The 16,894-nt window shown below is 61.8% G+C and carries 13 protein-coding genes and 1 pseudogene; 10 read left to right on the top strand and 4 right to left on the bottom strand.

The window, feature by feature from the left end; genetic code table 11:
* Positions 1 to 50: 50 nt before the first annotated feature.
* On the top strand, positions 51 to 1,970 hold the full coding sequence (locus HMPREF9697_RS07000) for a molybdopterin biosynthesis protein (protein WP_002716478.1): 1,920 nt from the start codon (positions 51 to 53) through the stop codon (positions 1,968 to 1,970).
* A 65-nt stretch (positions 1,971 to 2,035) separates the two neighbouring features.
* On the opposite strand, the gene HMPREF9697_RS06995 is transcribed toward HMPREF9697_RS07000, so the two are convergent.
* The 3 genes from HMPREF9697_RS06995 to HMPREF9697_RS06985 are packed head-to-tail and all read right to left on the bottom strand — an operon-like array spanning position 2,036 to position 4,300.
* Complete coding sequence (locus tag HMPREF9697_RS06995) at positions 2,036 to 2,866, bottom strand: ABC transporter substrate-binding protein (protein WP_002716477.1); 831 nt, start codon at positions 2,864 to 2,866, stop codon at positions 2,036 to 2,038.
* 13 nt (positions 2,867 to 2,879) lie between these two features.
* Positions 2,880 to 3,602: an energy-coupling factor ABC transporter ATP-binding protein gene (locus tag HMPREF9697_RS06990; protein ID WP_002716476.1), complete on the bottom strand. Its 723-nt coding sequence runs from the start codon at positions 3,600 to 3,602 to the stop codon at positions 2,880 to 2,882.
* A gap of 2 nt (positions 3,603 to 3,604) precedes the next feature.
* Positions 3,605 to 4,300, bottom strand: a complete 696-nt coding sequence (locus HMPREF9697_RS06985; RefSeq protein ID WP_040308167.1) for an ABC transporter permease — start codon at positions 4,298 to 4,300, stop codon at positions 3,605 to 3,607.
* Positions 4,301 to 4,363: 63 nt separating this feature from the next.
* Here HMPREF9697_RS06985 and HMPREF9697_RS20840 point away from each other — a divergent pair, with 63 nt between their 5' ends.
* From HMPREF9697_RS20840 to fdhF, 4 genes and pseudogenes are all read left to right on the top strand, one after another.
* Positions 4,364 to 4,516: a hypothetical protein gene (locus HMPREF9697_RS20840; RefSeq protein ID WP_157223245.1), complete on the top strand. Its 153-nt coding sequence runs from the start codon at positions 4,364 to 4,366 to the stop codon at positions 4,514 to 4,516.
* 135 nt (positions 4,517 to 4,651) lie between these two features.
* Positions 4,652 to 5,023 (top strand): annotated as a pseudogene (locus tag HMPREF9697_RS21760) (arsenate reductase family protein); the annotation flags it as partial.
* A 150-nt stretch (positions 5,024 to 5,173) separates the two neighbouring features.
* Positions 5,174 to 6,889, top strand: coding sequence for an NADH-ubiquinone oxidoreductase-F iron-sulfur binding region domain-containing protein (locus HMPREF9697_RS06980; protein WP_040308166.1), 1,716 nt, complete (start codon positions 5,174 to 5,176; stop codon positions 6,887 to 6,889).
* Positions 6,886 to 9,654, top strand: a complete 2,769-nt coding sequence (gene fdhF / locus HMPREF9697_RS06975) for a formate dehydrogenase subunit alpha (RefSeq protein WP_002716473.1) — start codon at positions 6,886 to 6,888, stop codon at positions 9,652 to 9,654. Before HMPREF9697_RS06980 ends, fdhF begins: the two co-directional genes overlap by 4 nt.
* Before the next feature lie 115 nt (positions 9,655 to 9,769).
* Here fdhF and HMPREF9697_RS06970 read toward each other — a convergent pair whose 3' ends face one another.
* On the bottom strand, positions 9,770 to 10,624 hold the full coding sequence (locus HMPREF9697_RS06970; protein ID WP_002716472.1) for a sulfite exporter TauE/SafE family protein: 855 nt from the start codon (positions 10,622 to 10,624) through the stop codon (positions 9,770 to 9,772).
* A 213-nt stretch (positions 10,625 to 10,837) separates the two neighbouring features.
* Here HMPREF9697_RS06970 and HMPREF9697_RS06965 point away from each other — a divergent pair, with 213 nt between their 5' ends.
* From HMPREF9697_RS06965 to HMPREF9697_RS06945, 5 genes are all read left to right on the top strand, one after another.
* Positions 10,838 to 11,698: an IclR family transcriptional regulator gene (locus HMPREF9697_RS06965; protein ID WP_002716471.1), complete on the top strand. Its 861-nt coding sequence runs from the start codon at positions 10,838 to 10,840 to the stop codon at positions 11,696 to 11,698.
* Positions 11,699 to 11,724: 26 nt separating this feature from the next.
* Entirely contained in the window at positions 11,725 to 12,894 is a 1,170-nt protein-coding gene (locus tag HMPREF9697_RS06960) for a zinc-dependent alcohol dehydrogenase (protein ID WP_002716470.1), read from the top strand.
* A 144-nt stretch (positions 12,895 to 13,038) separates the two neighbouring features.
* Complete coding sequence (locus HMPREF9697_RS06955) at positions 13,039 to 13,959, top strand: FAD binding domain-containing protein (RefSeq protein WP_002716469.1); 921 nt, start codon at positions 13,039 to 13,041, stop codon at positions 13,957 to 13,959.
* Entirely contained in the window at positions 13,952 to 15,844 is a 1,893-nt protein-coding gene (locus HMPREF9697_RS06950; protein WP_002716468.1) for a molybdopterin-dependent oxidoreductase, read from the top strand. Before HMPREF9697_RS06955 ends, HMPREF9697_RS06950 begins: the two co-directional genes overlap by 8 nt.
* Positions 15,841 to 16,848, top strand: a complete 1,008-nt coding sequence (locus HMPREF9697_RS06945) for a xanthine dehydrogenase family protein molybdopterin-binding subunit (RefSeq protein WP_002716467.1) — start codon at positions 15,841 to 15,843, stop codon at positions 16,846 to 16,848. Before HMPREF9697_RS06950 ends, HMPREF9697_RS06945 begins: the two co-directional genes overlap by 4 nt.
* The last annotated feature ends 46 nt before the right edge of the window (positions 16,849 to 16,894 follow it).

The following is a 16,894-nucleotide window of genomic DNA, read 5'->3' as shown; positions in this document are numbered from 1 at the left end:
TATATAGTCGATATGCAGCATAACGATTTCCGCAAAACGAGGTATGCGCCGTGAGCGTTGACCAGGAACAGTTCCTCACAGTGTTGTCCCGCGAGGATGCGCTGGCCCGATTTGAGGCGGCTGTTTTTCCGCGCCGTCCGGTGACGGAGCAACGCACGCTGGCCGACGCCATTGGCTGTGCACTCGCGCACGATGTCGTTGCGCCGATCGACGTGCCGCCGTTCGACCGTTCGAATGTCGACGGTTTTGCCGTTCGCTCTACCGACCTGAAGGATGCCACCGGCAACCGGCCCGTTCGCCTTGTGCTGAACGATGAGGTGATCGCTTGTGGCGTCGCGCCGCAACTGCTCGTCACCTCCGGCACAGCCACATCGATCGCGACCGGTGGTCCGGTGCCGCGCGGCGCGGATGCCGTGGTGATGATCGAACACACCCAGCCTGCAGGCGAGGGCGCCATTGATATCGACCGCACCGCATCGCCGGGGCAGTACGTTTCTTATGCGGGGTCTGACATCGCGCGCGGCGAAGTGCTGTTGCGCGCGGGGACGATGATCGGATCGCGCGAGATCGGGATGCTCGCGGCGTGCGGCATTCCGCAAATCTCCGTGGTGCGCAAGCCTAAGGTGGCGGTTTTGTCGACCGGCGACGAACTCGTCGCGCCGGGACAGAGTCTGAGGCCGGCAGCGATCTACGACACCAACGGTCCGATCGTTTCGGCTGCGGTAAACGAGAATGGCGGCATCGCGTGGTTCGCCGGCTCATTTCCCGACGATGAAACCAAGCTCGAAGCGGGCATGCGCTCCGCTCTTGCCAATAGCGACATGCTCGTGCTCTCGGGTGGCACGTCGAAAGGCTCCGGCGACGTCTCGCATCGCATCGTGTCGCGACTCGGAAAACCGGGAGTCATCGCGCACGGCGTCGCGTTGAAGCCGGGCAAGCCGCTGTGTCTGGCGGTGTGCGACGGCAAACCGGTGGTAATCCTCCCTGGCTTTCCGACCTCTGCGATGTTCACCTTTCACGACATGATCGTGCCGGTGCTGCGGCGCATGGCGGGGCTTCCGCCGCGCGCGGACGCCAAGGTGCAGGCGCGCGTGCCGGTGCGGATCGCATCCGAGCTTGGCCGTACCGAGTTCGTGATGGTGTCGCTGGTGGAAGGCGACGACGGATTGATCGCCTATCCCTCGGGCAAGGGCTCGGGCGCGATCACCGCTTTCGCGCAGGCTGATGGTTTCCTGCGAATTGATGCGCTCGCGGATCAGATGGCCGCTGGCACCGAGGCCGAAGTGACGCTGTTCACGCCGCACGTCCGCGTGCCGGATCTGGTGGTTATCGGCAGCCACTGTACAGGCCTCGATATCGTCACCGCGCCGCTCGCGCGTGCCGATCTGTCGGTGCGTTCGATTTCCGTAGGCAGTCTTGGCGGCCTTGCTGCGGCGAGCCGTGGCGAATGCGATATGGCGCCGATCCATCTGCTGGATGAAAAGACCGACGTCTACAACGCGCCGTTTCTCAAGCCCGGTCTCGAATTGGTCCCGGGCTATCGCCGCATGCAGGGCATCGTCTTCCGGCGTGGCGATACGCGCTTCGAGGGGCTCGATGCCAAGGGCGCGGTGAAAGCCGCGCTCGCCGACCCGACATGCATGATGGTCAACCGCAATCAGGGGGCGGGGACGCGCATCCTGATCGACCGTCTGCTCGGCGGCAGTCGGCCCGAAGGCTACTGGAATCAGCCGAAATCGCACAACGCCGTTGCGGCCGCTGTCGCGCAGCATCGCGCCGACTGGGGCATGACGATCGCGCCTGTCGCGTATGCTGCCGGGCTTGGCTTCATCCCGTTCGCGGAAGAGCATTACGACTTCGCGCTGGTCACGGCACGGAAGAACCGGCCCGGCGTCGCGGCATTTCTGGAATCATTGCGCTCCAAGGAGACGCGAGCGGCGCTCGAGCAGGCAGGTTTCCGGCCGGTCTAAAGCAGAACGGCACCATCGGGAAAGACCCGATGGTGCCGCGTATTGCGATTAAATTTTGGCCGACCTCAGGCGTTTGGATCGTTAGCGTTTGGATAGAACAGCTGCTCGCCGTTGATCTTATAGTCCGCAATATTTTTCTGGCCTTCCGGCGAGACCAGCCAGTCGATGAACTGCTGTCCGAGCTCGGCCTTGACGTTCGGATGCTTCGCCGGATTGACCAGCATCACGCCGTATTGGTTGAATAGCCGCTTGTCGCCTTCGACCGCGATGACGAGATCGCCACGGTTCTTGAACGACAGCCAAGTGCCGCGATCGGAAATCACGTAAGCATTCGCAGCCGACGCGGTGTTGAGCGCCGCGCCCATGCCTTGACCGATGTCCTTGTACCAGGGGCCTTTGTCCTTCGCGATGTCGATGCCCGCGGTGGTCCAGAGCTTCAGCTCGGCGATATGCGTGCCGGAGCGGTCGCCGCGCGAGATGAATGGCGCGCCTTTTTCCTTGATCGTCTTCAGTGCGGCGACGATGTCCTTGGTGCCCTTGATGCCGGCGGGATCGCTCTTGGGTCCGATCAGCACGAAGTCGTTATACATCACCGGATAGCGCTTGGTGCTTTGTCCCTCGGCGAGGAATTTTTCTTCCGCTGATTTGGCGTGCACGAAGACGACATCGGCATCGCCGCGCCGACCGGTGTCGAGCGCCTGTCCAGTGCCCTGCGCGATGACTTTGACGTCGATGCCGGTCTTTTGTTTGAACGCCGGCAGCAGGTGCCCGAACAGGCCGGAATCCTGCGTCGAGGTTGTCGAGGCAACGACGATCGACTTGTCTTGCGCTGAAGCCGGCATCATCGACAGAATGCCGAGAATGGCCAGTGCCGCGAGCGTATGCAGTCGTTTCATGTGCTTTCCTTTCCTAGATCAGAAGTTCGCCGGCGATAAAACGCTGTCCATCGCCGGTTATCGGAGCAGTGAAGAAGTTCGTGGCTGATCCCGTTTCGACGATGCGGCCATGATTGAGAAACACGATGTCGCCCGCCAGGCGGCGTGCCTCGCCGAGATCATGTGTCGACATCACGATCTTGATGTTCTTCGCCGAGATCGTTGCAAGAACATCCTCGATAGCCTTGGTGGAATAGGGATCGAGTGCCGCCGTTGGTTCGTCGAGAAACAGCACTTCCGGACTGCGGGCGAGCGCGCGGGCGAGAGCAAGCCGCTGCTGTTCGCCGCCTGAGAGTTTGCGCGCGGGCCGCTCGCCTAACCCGGACAGTCCGACCATCGCCAGAAGCTCCTCCGTGCGCTGCTTCCAGAGATCGCGTTCGATGTTCACGCTCGCCAGCGCATATTCGATGTTGGCGGCAGCGGTTCGCCGCAGCATGGCCGGACGTTGAAATACAATCGCGCGGCGCTGTGGCGCGACCCGTTCCTGGCCGCCCCAGGTCACGCTTCCACTGGAAGGTTGCAGAAGCCCCATCGCGACGCGCAGTAGCGTGGTTTTGCCGGACCCGTTCGGGCCGATCAGTACCGTCGGCGCGCCGGAGGAGAATCTTAGCGTAACATCCGTGAGGATCGAGATCCCACCCGCCACGATGCTCACATGTTCCAGCGCTATGGGAAGATCGGACGTCATGGCGAGCATCGTCATGCCTCCGAGAAGCGTGCGCCGAGCCGTTGCGTGCTCCACGCAAGCGCGTTGATCACGATAATGATGCCGACCAGCACGCCGCCGAGTGCGATGGCGCGCGGAAGGTCGCCTTTCGAGGTTTCGAGCGCGATGGTCGTGGTCATCGTCCGGGTGAAGCCGTCGATGTTGCCGCCGACGATGATGATGGCACCGACTTCGGCAGCGGCGCGGCCAAACCCAGCGAGCAGCGCCGTCATCAGGCTGAACCGGCAATCCCAGATCAGGGTTATGGCGCGGGCGAAGACACCGATGTTCATCGCGGTCAATTCGTCACGGTACTCGACCCATGCGTCTTCGATGGTCTGCCGCGTCAGCGCCGCAATGATCGGCGTGACCAGCAGCGTCTGCGCGATGATCATAGCCGACGGCGTGAACAGCAGTCCCCACGATCCGAGCGGGCCCGAGCGTGACAAGGTGAGATAAATGACGAGACCGGCTACCACCGGCGGCAAGCCCATCAGCGCATTGATGACGACGATAATGAACGTGCGGCCGGGAAAGGCGTTAAGAGCGATGAGAGCTCCGAGCGGCACACCGATCAACGCGGCCCATGCGACAGCCGACAGGCTCACGAACAGCGACAGCCCGATGATCTGGAACAGGCTGGCATCGAACGAGCGGACAAGCTCAAAGGCGGCAACGAGATTGGACATCAGCACACCGAAACGGAATCTGGCGATGGAGCCATCGTTCAAACCAGATGAAGGGAAGACAGGATGAAAAAGGAAAACGATCTTCCCGGCGTATGGGATCAGGGCGGCAAACACGGCGGCTCGAAAGATGGTCCGAAGCCGTCGCCGCAACCAGATAAACTCGACCGTGACCCCCATCACAAGGGCGAAGATCGGATCGATAACAAAAGCAAATAGACCGGCGGAAATTTGCGAGCTTACGATAGTCTATTCCGATAATGAGGGTGTTTTCCTTGCCCTGCGACAGAGCAAGTTATTGATGGTGTATCAACTGTTTGGCATGCTGACCGGGTTGGCTTCCCTGAGGGTTCCATGCCCGGCGGCACCGTTGTTAATTTAAAAACAAAAAGCAGTCGGCGGCCGAAGGTTGTGACCATCTATCACAATCCGGCATCCGGCATCTCGCGGCAGGTCCTGGCGTTGCTTCTCGCGAGCGGAGAAACGCCAACCGTCGTTGAGTATTTCAAGACGCCGCCTAGTCCCGCTCGCCTGAAATATCTGGCGCGCAAGATGGGCGTGCCGGTGCGACGGTTGTTCCGCAAATCCGTGCGGTTTGCGGATTTCAACCTGAGCAACCCGAAATGGACCGATGATGCGCTGCTCGACTTTATGTCCCGCGCGCCGGAGTTGCTGGTTTATCCGATCGTCGAAACGCCGAAAGGCGTCCGGGTATGCCGTCCACCGGACAGCGTGTTGTCTCTTTTGGACAGGCCGGTCGATCTAGCCGCTTGGAGCGACATTCTGGCGGCCGATTTTACGGCCGAGGAACTCAACAGTTCCTTGCATATGGTATCCCAGCAGCGGTATGACTTGATGAAAGATAGAGGCATTCTAATGAGTCACGACCAAGGATCCCAAAAAGTCATTCCTTTCGAGCATCCTGGCGAGGGTAAGCGGCGCGCGAAAGCCACGCCGAAAGGCCGCCAGATCGATCCCAAGGCAAGTGAGGAAATCGAGTTTCTGCTTGAAGGCAAGTCGCGCCGTCGCGACATGCTGATCGAGTATCTCCATCTCATTCAGGATAAATGGGGCCAGATTTCCGCGGCCCATCTCGCTGCGCTGGCCGACGAGATGAAGCTCGCATTCGCGGAAGTGTTCGAGGTTGCAACCTTCTACGCGCATTTCGATGTGGTGAAGGAAGGCGCGCCTGATATCGCGCCCGTCACCATCCGTGTTTGCGACTCGCTGACCTGCGCGATGCTTGGCGCCGAAGCGCTGCTGAAGGAATTGCAGAACAAGGCAGGTCCGGGTGTGCGCGTCGTTCGTGCGCCGTGCGTCGGCCGTTGCGATACGGCTCCGGCTGCGGAAGTCGGGCACAACTTCATCGACAACGCGACGGTCGATAACGTGCTGGCTGCAGTCAAGCAGCACGACATGCATGTTCATGTGCCTGATTATGTCGACTACGATTCGTACGTGGCGCAGGGCGGTTACGCGCTGCTGAACGCGCTGCGTTCGGGCAAGACTTCCAAGGAAGACATCCTCAAGGCGCTCGAAGGCGCGTCGTTGCGTGGTCTCGGTGGTGCGGGCTTCCCGACGGGACGCAAATGGCGCGCCGTGCTCGGCGAGCCCGGTCCGCGCCTGATGGCGATCAACGGCGACGAGGGCGAGCCCGGCACGTTCAAAGATCGTTTCTATCTCGAAACTGATCCGCATCGCTTCATCGAAGGCATGCTGATCGGTGCGCATGTCGTCGAGGCGGCCGAGGTCTATATCTATCTGCGCGACGAATATCCGGCGTGCCGCGAAATTTTGGCGCGCGAAATCGCCAGGCTTCCGGCAGGCGGCCCGGCGCTGCATCTGCGTCGTGGCGCCGGTGCCTATATCTGCGGCGAGGAATCCGCGCTGCTGGAAAGCATCGAGGGCAAGCGTGGCATGCCGCGTCACAAGCCGCCGTATCCGTTCCAGGTCGGCTTGTTCGGATTGCCGACGCTTATCAACAATGTCGAGACGTTGTGGTGGGTGCGCGACATCGTCGAAAAGGGTGGCGACTGGTGGCAGGCGCAGGGTCGCAATGACCGCCACGGATTGCGCAGCTATTCGGTGTCCGGCCGCGTGAAGAATCCGGGCGTGAAGCTCGCGCCCGCCGGCGTCACCATCAAGGAACTGATCGAAGAGTTCTGCGATGGCATGGCCGATGGCCATAAATTCCGTGCCTATCTGCCGGGCGGCGCATCGGGCGGCATCTTGCCGGCCTCGATGGACGACATCCCGCTCGATTTCGGTACGCTGGAAAAATACGGCTGCTTCATCGGCTCCGCCGCCGTCGTCGTGTTGTCCGACAAGGATGACGTGAAGGACGCCGCGCTGAACCTGATGAAGTTCTTCGAGGATGAAAGCTGCGGCCAGTGCACGCCGTGCCGCGTCGGAACCCAGAAGGCAGCGGTTCTGATGGAATCCCGCGCGTGGAACCGCGACCTGCTCAACGAACTGAGTCAGACCATGCGCGATGCATCGATCTGCGGATTGGGGCAGGCGGCCTCGAATCCACTGACCTCGGTGATTAAATATTTCCCTGAAGAGTTCGCGCCGCAGGAGGCTGCAGAATGAGCAAGGTTCAGTTTGAACTCGACGGCAAGATGGTTGAAGCCGCGCCGGGTGAATCGATCTGGCAGGTGGCGAAGCGCGAAGGGACCGAGATTCCGCATCTGTGCTATTCGCCGGAGCCGGACTACCGTGCCGACGGCAACTGCCGCGCGTGTATGGTCGAGATCGAAGGCGAGCGCGTGCTCGCGGCGTCCTGCAAGCGGACGCCGACGGTTGGCATGAAGGTGAAATCTGCCAGCGAGCGCGCAAAGTCCGCGCGCAAGATGGTGATGGAGCTTCTCGTCGCCGACCAGCCGGCGCGCGAAACTTCGCACGATCCGGACTCCAAGTTCTGGAACTGGGCCGACAAGGTTGAAGTGTCCGAAAGCCGCTTTCCGGCTGCCGAACGCTGGAGCGGCGACCACAGCCATCCGGCGATGAGCGTCAATCTCGATTCCTGCATCCAGTGCGGCCTGTGCGTTCGCGCCTGCCGCGAAGTTCAGGTCAACGACGTCATTGGCATGGCGTATCGCAACCATGACTCCAAGATCGTGTTCGACTTCGACGATCCGATGGGCGAATCCACCTGCGTTGCGTGTGGCGAATGCGTGCAGGCGTGCCCGACCGGCGCGCTGATGCCGTCGTCGTTGCTTGACGAGCAGCAGATCACCCGCACTGTCTATGCCGACAAGAAAGTTGACTCGCTCTGCCCGTTCTGTGGCGTCGGCTGTCAGGTCACCTATCAGGTCAAGGACGAGAAGATCGTCTACGCCGAAGGTCGTGACGGTCCTGCCAACCATAACCGTCTCTGCGTCAAGGGACGTTTTGGTTATGACTACATCCATCATCCGCATCGCATCACCAAGCCGCTGATCCGGCTGCCTAACGCGAAGAAGGATGCGATGGATCAGGTCGATCCGGCCAATCCGTTCACGCATTTCCGCGAAGCCACGTGGGAGGAGGCGCTGGACGTCGCCGCCAAGGGCCTCGTGAAGATTCGTGATGAGAAGGGCGTCAAGGCGCTCGCCGGTTTCGGCTCTGCCAAGGGATCGAACGAGGAGGCCTATCTGTTCCAGAAGCTGGTGCGCACCGGTTTCGGCTCCAACAACGTCGACCACTGCACGCGCTTGTGCCATGCGTCGTCTGTCGCCGCGCTGATGGAAGGCGTCAACTCCGGCGCAGTGTCGGCGCCGTTCTCGGCAGCGCTCGATGCAGAGGTGGTGATCATCATCGGTGCGAATCCGACAGTGAACCACCCGGTCGCCGCAACCTTCTTCAAGAATGCGGCGAAGAAGGGCACCAAGCTCATCGTCATGGATCCACGCAAGCAGGTGCTGTCGCGGCATGCCTACAAGCACTTGCAGTTCAAGCCGGGCTCTGACGTCGCCATGCTGAACGGCATTCTGCACACCATCATCAACGAAGACCTGACCGACAAGCAGTACATCGCCGGCTACACCGAAGGCTTCGAGGAGCTGAAGGTGAAGATTCAGGAATTCCCGCCGGAGAAGATGGAAAAGATCTGCGGCATTCCGGCCGAGACTTTGAAGGAAGTCGCCCGGCTCTACGCCAAGGCGAAGTCCTCCATCATCTTCTGGGGCATGGGCATCAGCCAGCACATCCACGGCACCGATAATTCGCGCTGCCTGATCGCGCTCGCGCTCATCACCGGCCAGATCGGCCGTCCGGGCACGGGACTTCATCCGCTGCGCGGTCAGAACAACGTGCAGGGTGCTTCCGACGCGGGCCTCATTCCGATGCTGCTGCCGGATTACCAGCCGGTCGGCCGTGCTGACCTGCGTGGTGCGTTCGAAAAGCTCTGGGATCAGGATCTCGATCCCAAGCCGGGTCTCACCGTCGTCGAGATCATGAATGCGATCCACGCCGGCACCATCACCGGCATGTACATCGAGGGCGAAAACCCGGCGATGTCGGATCCCGATCTGCAGCATGCCCGCGAAGCGCTCGCCAAGCTTGAGCATCTCGTGGTGCAGGATCTGTTCGTTACCGAAACGGCCTTCCACGCCGATGTCATTCTTCCGGCTTCGGCTTTCGCAGAGAAGGTGGGCACCTTCACCAATACCGACCGCCGCGTTCAGCTCGCGCGTCAGGTGGTGAAGCCGCCGGGCGATGCACGCCAGGATCTGTGGATCATCCAGGAGATCGCCAACCGCATGGGTTGCGGCTGGACTTACTCGGGACCTGCCGACGTATTCAACGAAATGGCACAGCTCATGCCGTCGCTGAACAACATCACCTGGGAGCGTCTGGAGCGTGAAGGCGCGGTCACCTATCCGGTGGACGATCCACACAAGCCCGGCAACGAGATCATCTTCACCACCGGCTTCCCGACGGCGAGCGGCCGCGCCAAGATCGTGCCCGCACACGTTACGCCGCCGGACGAAGTACCGGATGCGGATTACCCGATGGTGTTGTCGACCGGGCGCGTGCTCGAACACTGGCACACGGGCTCGATGACTCGCCGTGCCGATGTGCTCGATAGCATCGAGCCGGAAGCCACGGCCTTTATGTCGCCGAAGGACATGCGTCGCCTCAAGATCTGGCCGGGCGATTTCATCCGGCTGGAGACGCGCCGTGGCGCGATCGAGGTCAAGGTGCGTTCCGACCGCGATGTGCCGGAGAACATGGTGTTCATGCCGTTCTGTTACGCGGAAGCGGCGGCGAACCTGCTCACCAACCCGGCGCTCGATCCGTATGGCAAGATTCCGGAGTTCAAGTTCTGCGCCGCGCGCGTGGAAAAGATCGATATCCGGACCGCCGCGGAGTAAGGCTCGCAACGCGATTGAAAAAGCCGCCCGATCGGGCGGCTTTTTTTATGCGGAGATGATTGAAGCTGCTGTCAGCTTTGCTTCCGTCGGCCGCGCGTTTGATCGTGCCGCAGGCTCACTTGTAGACAAGCGCGATCGCAAAGCGCGAGCCCATGATGAGAAGATAAAGGCCGAATGCGATTTCCAGCGTTCGTTTGGACATCGCGTGCGCGGCCTTCACGCCGAACGGCGCGGTGAGCAGGCTCGTCGGCATCACCATGATGGCGCCAATCAGCGAGATGTACCCGATCGCGAGCGGAAACTGCAGGATGGTGCTGGCCGGAAATTTCGCGGCCGCTGGCCAGCCCGCATAGATGTAGCCGATCGTGCCGGGGATCGAGATTAGCACCGCAAGCCCCGACGATGTCGCGACCGATTTGTGGATCGGTTTGCCGTACAGCGTCATCAGCAGATTCGAAAACAGCCCGCCGCCGATTCCCATCAGTGTGGAGAGGATTCCGATGATGAGTCCGTAGATCCGCATCAGAGGGCCGGCCGGGAAATCGTCACCGATCCGCCAGCTGTCACGGCCGACGATAAGGCGAAAGGCCGCCGACCAGGCCACGGCGACGAACACATATTTGAACACCCGCTCGGGTGCGTAACGGGCGATGACCGATCCGAGAACGACGCCGATCAGGACCGGGATCGCCCATTTTCGCAAAATATTCATATCGACGCTGCCGTGGTTGCGGTGCGCTAGATAGGAGCGGACGGCGGTCGGCATGATGATCGCGAGTGAGGTGCCGACGCAGAGCGGCATTCGCGCTTCGAGCGGCACATCCATGATTCGGAACAGCTCGTAGAGCACCGGCACGAGAATGGCGCCGCCGCCGACGCCGAACAGGCCGGCCAGAAATCCCGCCAGAGCCCCCACCGCGATCAAAGCTACTGCAAGTTCAATGAGTTCGGCGAGGGGCAGTTGGGGCATGTCGTCACCTGATGATGTGCCGGCTGAGTATACGCACTTCCGGGAGTGGCCGACGATTACCCCTTCGCGGTGCATCAAAATCAACAGAAAAGGAACCGAAACGGCGAATCTTTTCACCTAATAAAAACATGCATGACTATGTGAAAATTTGTTTGACCCCAAGCGTTACCCCGGTGTGAATAGAAAAAAACAACCAGGCGATCGGGAAGGCGCATGAACGAGGAGCGAGCCGAGGTCCGCGGGATTATGCCCGCCCGTCCGCCCATCGGGCGGGACAAGGGCGGCATCCAGGCACTGGACCGTGCATTCTTGATTTTGGACATCATCGCGGATGCCGGTGGCGAGGCGAAGCTCACCGATATCGCCGCGACCGCGGGTCTGAACGTCTCGACCTGCCATCATCTGATTTCGACGCTTTATAACTGGGGCTACGTCGCCCGCGGGATCGGAAGCCGGACCTACACGCTGGGCTCGCGCATCCTGCATCTCAGCGCCGCCTGCCTGCGTCAGGTCGATCTGCCACGCCGCGCGCAGCTTTACGTCGACCGTCTCAACGACGAGACGCGCGAAGCGGTGCAACTCGCGGTGATGCAGGGCACCGATCTCATGAACGTGCTGCGCCGCGATTCCCGCTATGCGGTGCGCGTCGATGCCGGCATGGGCGGAAAGACCAACGCCGCGCATGCGACGGCAACCGGCAAGGCCATTCTTGCGTGGCTGCCGCCGACCGAAGTCGATCGCATCATTGCGACCCACGGGCTGACCGCGTTCACCCCGAACACGATCACCAGTGTCGAGAGCCTCAAGGAAGAGCTGCGGCTGACGCGTCGCAACGGCTTTGCCGTCGATCGCGAGGAATTCCAGCCGGGCGTCATCTGCATCGGCGCTGCAGTTCGCGATCATGCCGGCGCGGTGGTGGGATCGATCAGCGTGTCGTCGCCGATCTTTCGCGCGACGCCGGACTATCTCGACCAGATCCGGACCCATCTCATTGCGGTAACGGATGAACTGTCGATGGAGCTGGGCGCGCCGGGCGCGATCCTTCACGGCGGCGCCAAAACGGCCGCCGAATAGTCACAACAATCTCAGGGAGAAGAAGAATGTATCAGCACGACAAGGTCAAAACCTCGCCCGATTTCCCGATTCCGGACACCATGCGCGCGTGGGTTCTCGGTGATCCCGATCAGCTCACGCTGGGCACCAAGCCGGTGCCGGTGCCGAAGAAGGCGGAAGTCCTGGTTCGCATCGACGCCGTTGCGATCTGCGCGACCGACCTCGAAATCATCCATCACGGTCCGCCTGCGATGATCCAGGGCGGTCTGCCGTACAACAAGAATTTCACGCCGGGCCATGAATACATGGGCACGGTCGTCGCGCTCGGGCAGGGTGTCGACGAGTACAAGATCGGCGAGCGCGTCACCGTCGAAATCCACGCCGGTTGCGGCCAGTGCAAGCGCTGCCGCGAGGGCATGTACACCTCGTGCCACAACTACGGCCTGAACTACGGCGATCTCGACAAGGGACACCGCGCTAACGGCTTCACGACCGATGGCGGCTTCGCCGAATACGCGGTGAACAACATCAACACGCTGGTGCGCGTTGCAGACACGATGTCGGACGAAGAGGCGACGCTGGTCGTCACCGCCGGCACCGCGATGTACGGCCTGACCGAACTCGGCGGCCTGATCGCGGGCGAGAGCGTTGTCGTCACCGGTCCGGGCCCGATTGGTCTGCTCGGCGTCGCAGTCGCCAAGGCGCTCGGTGCGCAGCCGGTCATTCTCACCGGGACGCGCGATAACCGCCTGCAGATCGGCAAGGAGCTCGGTGCGGACTACGTCATCAACGTCAACAATGAGAAGGACGTTGTCGGCAAGGTGCGCGAGCTGAATGGCGGCAAGGGCGTTGACTATGTGGTCGAGTGCTCGGGCGCTCCGAACGCGATCAACGAAGCGGCACGCATGGTCAATCGCGGCGGCCGTATCTGCCTCGCGGCTTTCCCCGGCAAGCCGGCCGAAGTCGATATCGCGCATCTCGTCCGCAACAACATCTACGTCTTCGGCATCCGCGGCGAGGGCAAGAGCGCCACGCATCGCGCCGAAGCGTTCATGGCGCAGAAGCGTTTCGACGCGACCAAGGTGCACACTCACACCTTCGCGCTCGAAGACCTGCCGGAAGCGCTGCGCTACGCCCGCGAGCGTGTCGAGGACGCGATCAAGGTCGTCGTGAAGACACGCGGCCATGCGGCGCTCAACAGCATCGCTGCGGAGTGATCGAAACCGCATTGCACCAGTAGCGCGGCGGATTATGTCCGCCGCGCACCATCATTCAGGTGACCGGACTGAACCAGAACGATGTCTTCGAAATCGAAGGCACATTCTACGCGCCGGTGAAGAGGAAGTAGCGGAGAACGGGCTATGTTGAGTTGTGATCGATACATCACGCCCGAGTCGCTTGATGAGGCGCTGACGGCCGCTGCCGCCAGTGCCGGTCAGTTCCGTTTCGTGGCCGGTGCGACCGATCTCTTGCCGTGGGCGAGGGAAGGCCGTGCGGGCGATGTGCATGTGCCTGTGATGATCGACATTGCCGGCGTGCCTGAATTGAAGGCCGTCAAGGTGCAAGGCGATCGCCTTTGGCTTGGCGCGGCGACGCCGTTCCAGCGTTTTCTGGATCGCGCCGACCTGATCGAAGTTGCGCCTGGCATGCCGGACTGCGCGATCTGGTTCGCGGATAGCCAGATCCGCGAGTCGGCGACGATCGGCGGAAATATCGTCAACGCCTCTCCGGCGGGTGACGGTATTCCGCCGCTGCTTGCCGCCAATGCCATCGTTGAGTTGGCAGTTTTGCGCGATGGCGAAATCCGCCGCCGCCGTATGCCGCTGTCGGAATTTTTGAAAGGCCCCGGGCTGACGGCCGCTGAGCACGACGAAATTCTGCTCGGTGTCGAATGCGATGCGCTGCGCGGCTACGGCGGCGCTTTCGAGAAGGTCGGCCATCGTCGTTCGCTGGTGATCTCGGTTGTCTGTCTCTCCGCGCTGGTTCGCATGGATGCTTCCGGCCGGTCGTTCCAGGACGTGCGGCTCGCGATCGGCGGCGTCGGCCCGACGGCCAAACGCATGACCACGACCGAAGAGCGGCTGGCGGGACAGGCGGTGTCGGCCGAACTGCTGCACGAAGTCATGGCTGCGACCGACGTCTTCATTCAGTCGCGCAGCCGGCAGGAATATCGAAAGCAGGTGACGCCCGGTTTCCTGGTGCGGGCGCTTGCGAAGGCTATGAAGAAAGCAGGCGCAAATGACAACGCCTGCGCGATTGCAGAGGAGGTCGCCAATGGCTGACCTGTTGTCCATCGAGGCGACCGTTAACGGCCGCCGCGTCAAAAAGAACGTCGATCCGTCGCAGCGCGCTCTCGATTTCCTGCGCGACGACCTGAACATGACCGGCACCAAGGAGGGCTGCGGCGCCGGTGAATGCGGCACGTGTTCCGTCTTCGTTGATGGCGCGCTGGTGAAGTCGTGTCTGCTTCCGGCCGCGAAACTCAAAGACAAGACCGTCGAGACGGTCGAGGGCCTTGCAAGGTCCGGCGAGATGTCGGCCGTGCAGAAAGCCTTTCACAAGGCCGGCGCAAGCCAGTGTGGTTACTGCATCCCGGGCATGGTGATGGCCGCCACGGCAGCGTTGCGCCTCAATCCGGATGCCGACCGCGATGAAATCCGGGAGCGGCTTGGCGGCAACATCTGCCGCTGCACCGGTTATCAGAAGATTTTCGACGCCGTGGAAATGGCGCGCGATTTCCTCAACGGCAAGCTGTCGGCGAATGCGTTCGACGATCTGGACATGGAAGACGGCAAGTATATCGGCGTCAACGTTCGCCGTATCGATGCGCCGTCCAAGGTGACCGGCGCGCTGCGCTACGCAGGCGACATGGTTCTGCCGGGCATGCTGCATGTGCAGGTTCTGCGCAGCCCGCATCCGCACGCGCGCATCGTTTCGATCGATACCACGGACGCCGAAGCGGTAATGGGCGTCGAGGGGATCGTCACCTGTGCCGACGTGCCGGGGCAGGATGGATTCGGCGTGTTCGTCGCCGACCAGCCGATCATGGCGCGCGACAAGGTGCGTTATGTCGGTGAGCAGATCGCTGCGGTCGCTGCCGAGACGCTGGCCGCGGCGCGCGAAGCTGTCAAAAAAATCAAGGTCGAATACGAGTTGCTTCCGGCGGTATTTGATCCGGACGAGGCAATGGTCGCGGGCGCTCCTGTGGTTCACGATTACGCCCAGGACAATCTCGTCAAACACATCCCGATCCGCAACGGCAACGTCGAAGACGGTTTCGCGCAGTCGGATGTGATCGTCGAGCAGACCTACGAGACCCAACAGGTCGAGCATGCCTATCTCGAAACCGAGGCGGGCGTCGCTTATGTCGATCACGACGGTGTCGTTACGGTTCATTCGCCGAGCCAGAACATCACGCATCACCGCCATATGCTGTCGCGCATCCTCAATCTGCCGATCAATAAGATCCGCATGATCATGAGCCCGGTGGGCGGCGGGTTTGGCGGCAAGGAAGACATGATCTATCAGGGCATGCTGGCGCTGCTCGCGATGAAGACCCGCAGACCCGTGCGGTTGGTATTCACCCGCGAGGAATCGATCGCGACCACAGCCAAGCGCCATCCGTCCCGCACCACCTATAAGATGGGCCTGACCAAGGACGGCAAGATTGTCGCCTCGCAAATTCGGATCATTTACGACGGCGGCGCCTACGGCATGTCGACCGAAGGCGTGATCCGCAAGGGCGCGATCCTGGGCGGCGGGCCGTACAACATTCCGCATTTCCAGATCGACACCTACGGCGTCTACACCAACAACACGCCGTCCGGTGCTTTCCGTGCATTCGGGTCGCTGCAATCGCAATTCGCGACCGAATCCCACCTCGACCTCTGCGCCGAGCGTCTGGGTATAGACCCGTTCGAATTGCGTTTGAAGAACGTGATGCACACCGGGGACCGGACGCACACCAAGCATATCCTCAACTCGTGCAGCATGGAGCAGGTTTTGGTTGCTGCCCGTGATGCATCCCGATGGGAAAGCGGCACGCCGAATGTTCGTGGCGACAAGCGCTCCGACCTTGGCGGCGAGGGAACGCGTCCTCCGTGCACCGTGACGCCGCGCGAGCCTGTCGCCGCGCCCGAGCCTGTAAAGCAGCGAGGTGCAGCATGAGCGTGAAGAAACGCGGCCGCGGCATGGCCGGCGGCTGGTACGGCATTGCACGAACTGCGGCAGTCGACCGGGCCGGAACCTGGGCCGAGATCGACGACGGCGGCACGGTGAAGATCGTGACCGGCGTCACCGAGATCGGCGAAGGCATTCTCACCGTGCTGGCGCAGATCGCGGCGGAAGAAATCGGCGTGAAGCCCGAGAACGTGGTGATCGGCGACAACGATACCGCGCGCTCGCCGGAAGCGGCACACGCCGGCGCGACGCGCCAAACCTACATGATCGGAAACTCGGTGGCGATGGCCTGCCGCGAAGCGAAAGGCCGTTTCGTCAGCGCCGTAGCCGAGATGTGGGATGTTCCGCCCGAGACGATCGAGACCGGAAACGGCTACGTCTGGGCAAACGAGACCAATCTGCGCGAGACGATGGCTGACGCCGTCGAGCACATCAAAAAGCGCGGCGTCGTCGTGGTTGGCTCCGCCAACTTCACCGCGCATCACACCGGCCTCGATCCAGTCGATGGCAGCGGCACGCCCTGGCAGGCTTATGTGTTTGGCTGTCAGGTGGCTGAGGTTGAAGTCGATACGCTCACCGGCGAGGTGCAGGTTCTCGGCGTCTGGGCCGCGCACGACGTCGGCCGCGCCGTCAATCCGCGCGGTGTCGAAGGGCAGATCGAAGGCGGCATCGTGCAGGCGCTCGGGCAGGGCCTGATGGAGGATTACAAGCTGGCGCAAGGGCACACCACGACGCCCGGCTTCGCCAAGTACATCCTGCCGACCTCGGTCGACGTGCCGCATGTCACTTCGGTGATCGTCGAGGATCCCGATCCGATCGGGCCGCTCGGAGTTAAAGGCATCGGTGAGCCGGCGATGGTGCCGACGATCCCGGCTGTCATGAACGCTATCTACGACGCCATCGGCGTCCGCATCACGTCTCTTCCGGCGACGCCGGAGAAGATACTGGAAGCGCTCGCGAAGAAGCGCATCGAAGCACCGTTGGGTGCGTAACGCTCTGATTGGGGAATTGGAGGAGGAAAGTCAATGACGGCAACTT

Source organism: Afipia felis ATCC 53690 (genome assembly GCF_000314735.2).
In the GTDB taxonomy this organism is placed as follows: Bacteria; Pseudomonadota; Alphaproteobacteria; order Rhizobiales; family Xanthobacteraceae; genus Afipia; species Afipia felis.
The sequence above is the reverse complement of the archived record's forward strand: the minus strand, read 5'-3'. Positions and strand labels throughout refer to the sequence as shown.

Bases quoted from the DNA above. Each gene is read 5' to 3' on its own strand.
- HMPREF9697_RS20840 (WP_157223245.1), top strand. From the start codon at position 4,364: ATGAAAAAGGAAAACGATCTTCCCGGCGTATGGGATCAGGGCGGCAAA.
- HMPREF9697_RS06980 (WP_040308166.1), top strand. From the start codon at position 5,174: ATGAGTCACGACCAAGGATCCCAAAAAGTCATTCCTTTCGAGCATCCT.
- HMPREF9697_RS06985 (WP_040308167.1), bottom strand. From the start codon at position 4,300: ATGTCCAATCTCGTTGCCGCCTTTGAGCTTGTCCGCTCGTTCGATGCC.
- HMPREF9697_RS06945 (WP_002716467.1), top strand. From the start codon at position 15,841: ATGAGCGTGAAGAAACGCGGCCGCGGCATGGCCGGCGGCTGGTACGGC.
- fdhF (WP_002716473.1), top strand. From the start codon at position 6,886: ATGAGCAAGGTTCAGTTTGAACTCGACGGCAAGATGGTTGAAGCCGCG.
- HMPREF9697_RS06965 (WP_002716471.1), top strand. From the start codon at position 10,838: ATGAACGAGGAGCGAGCCGAGGTCCGCGGGATTATGCCCGCCCGTCCG.
- HMPREF9697_RS06970 (WP_002716472.1), bottom strand. From the start codon at position 10,624: ATGCCCCAACTGCCCCTCGCCGAACTCATTGAACTTGCAGTAGCTTTG.
- HMPREF9697_RS06950 (WP_002716468.1), top strand. From the start codon at position 13,952: ATGGCTGACCTGTTGTCCATCGAGGCGACCGTTAACGGCCGCCGCGTC.
- HMPREF9697_RS06960 (WP_002716470.1), top strand. From the start codon at position 11,725: ATGTATCAGCACGACAAGGTCAAAACCTCGCCCGATTTCCCGATTCCG.
- HMPREF9697_RS06990 (WP_002716476.1), bottom strand. From the start codon at position 3,602: ATGCTCGCCATGACGTCCGATCTTCCCATAGCGCTGGAACATGTGAGC.
- HMPREF9697_RS06955 (WP_002716469.1), top strand. From the start codon at position 13,039: ATGTTGAGTTGTGATCGATACATCACGCCCGAGTCGCTTGATGAGGCG.
- HMPREF9697_RS06995 (WP_002716477.1), bottom strand. From the start codon at position 2,866: ATGAAACGACTGCATACGCTCGCGGCACTGGCCATTCTCGGCATTCTG.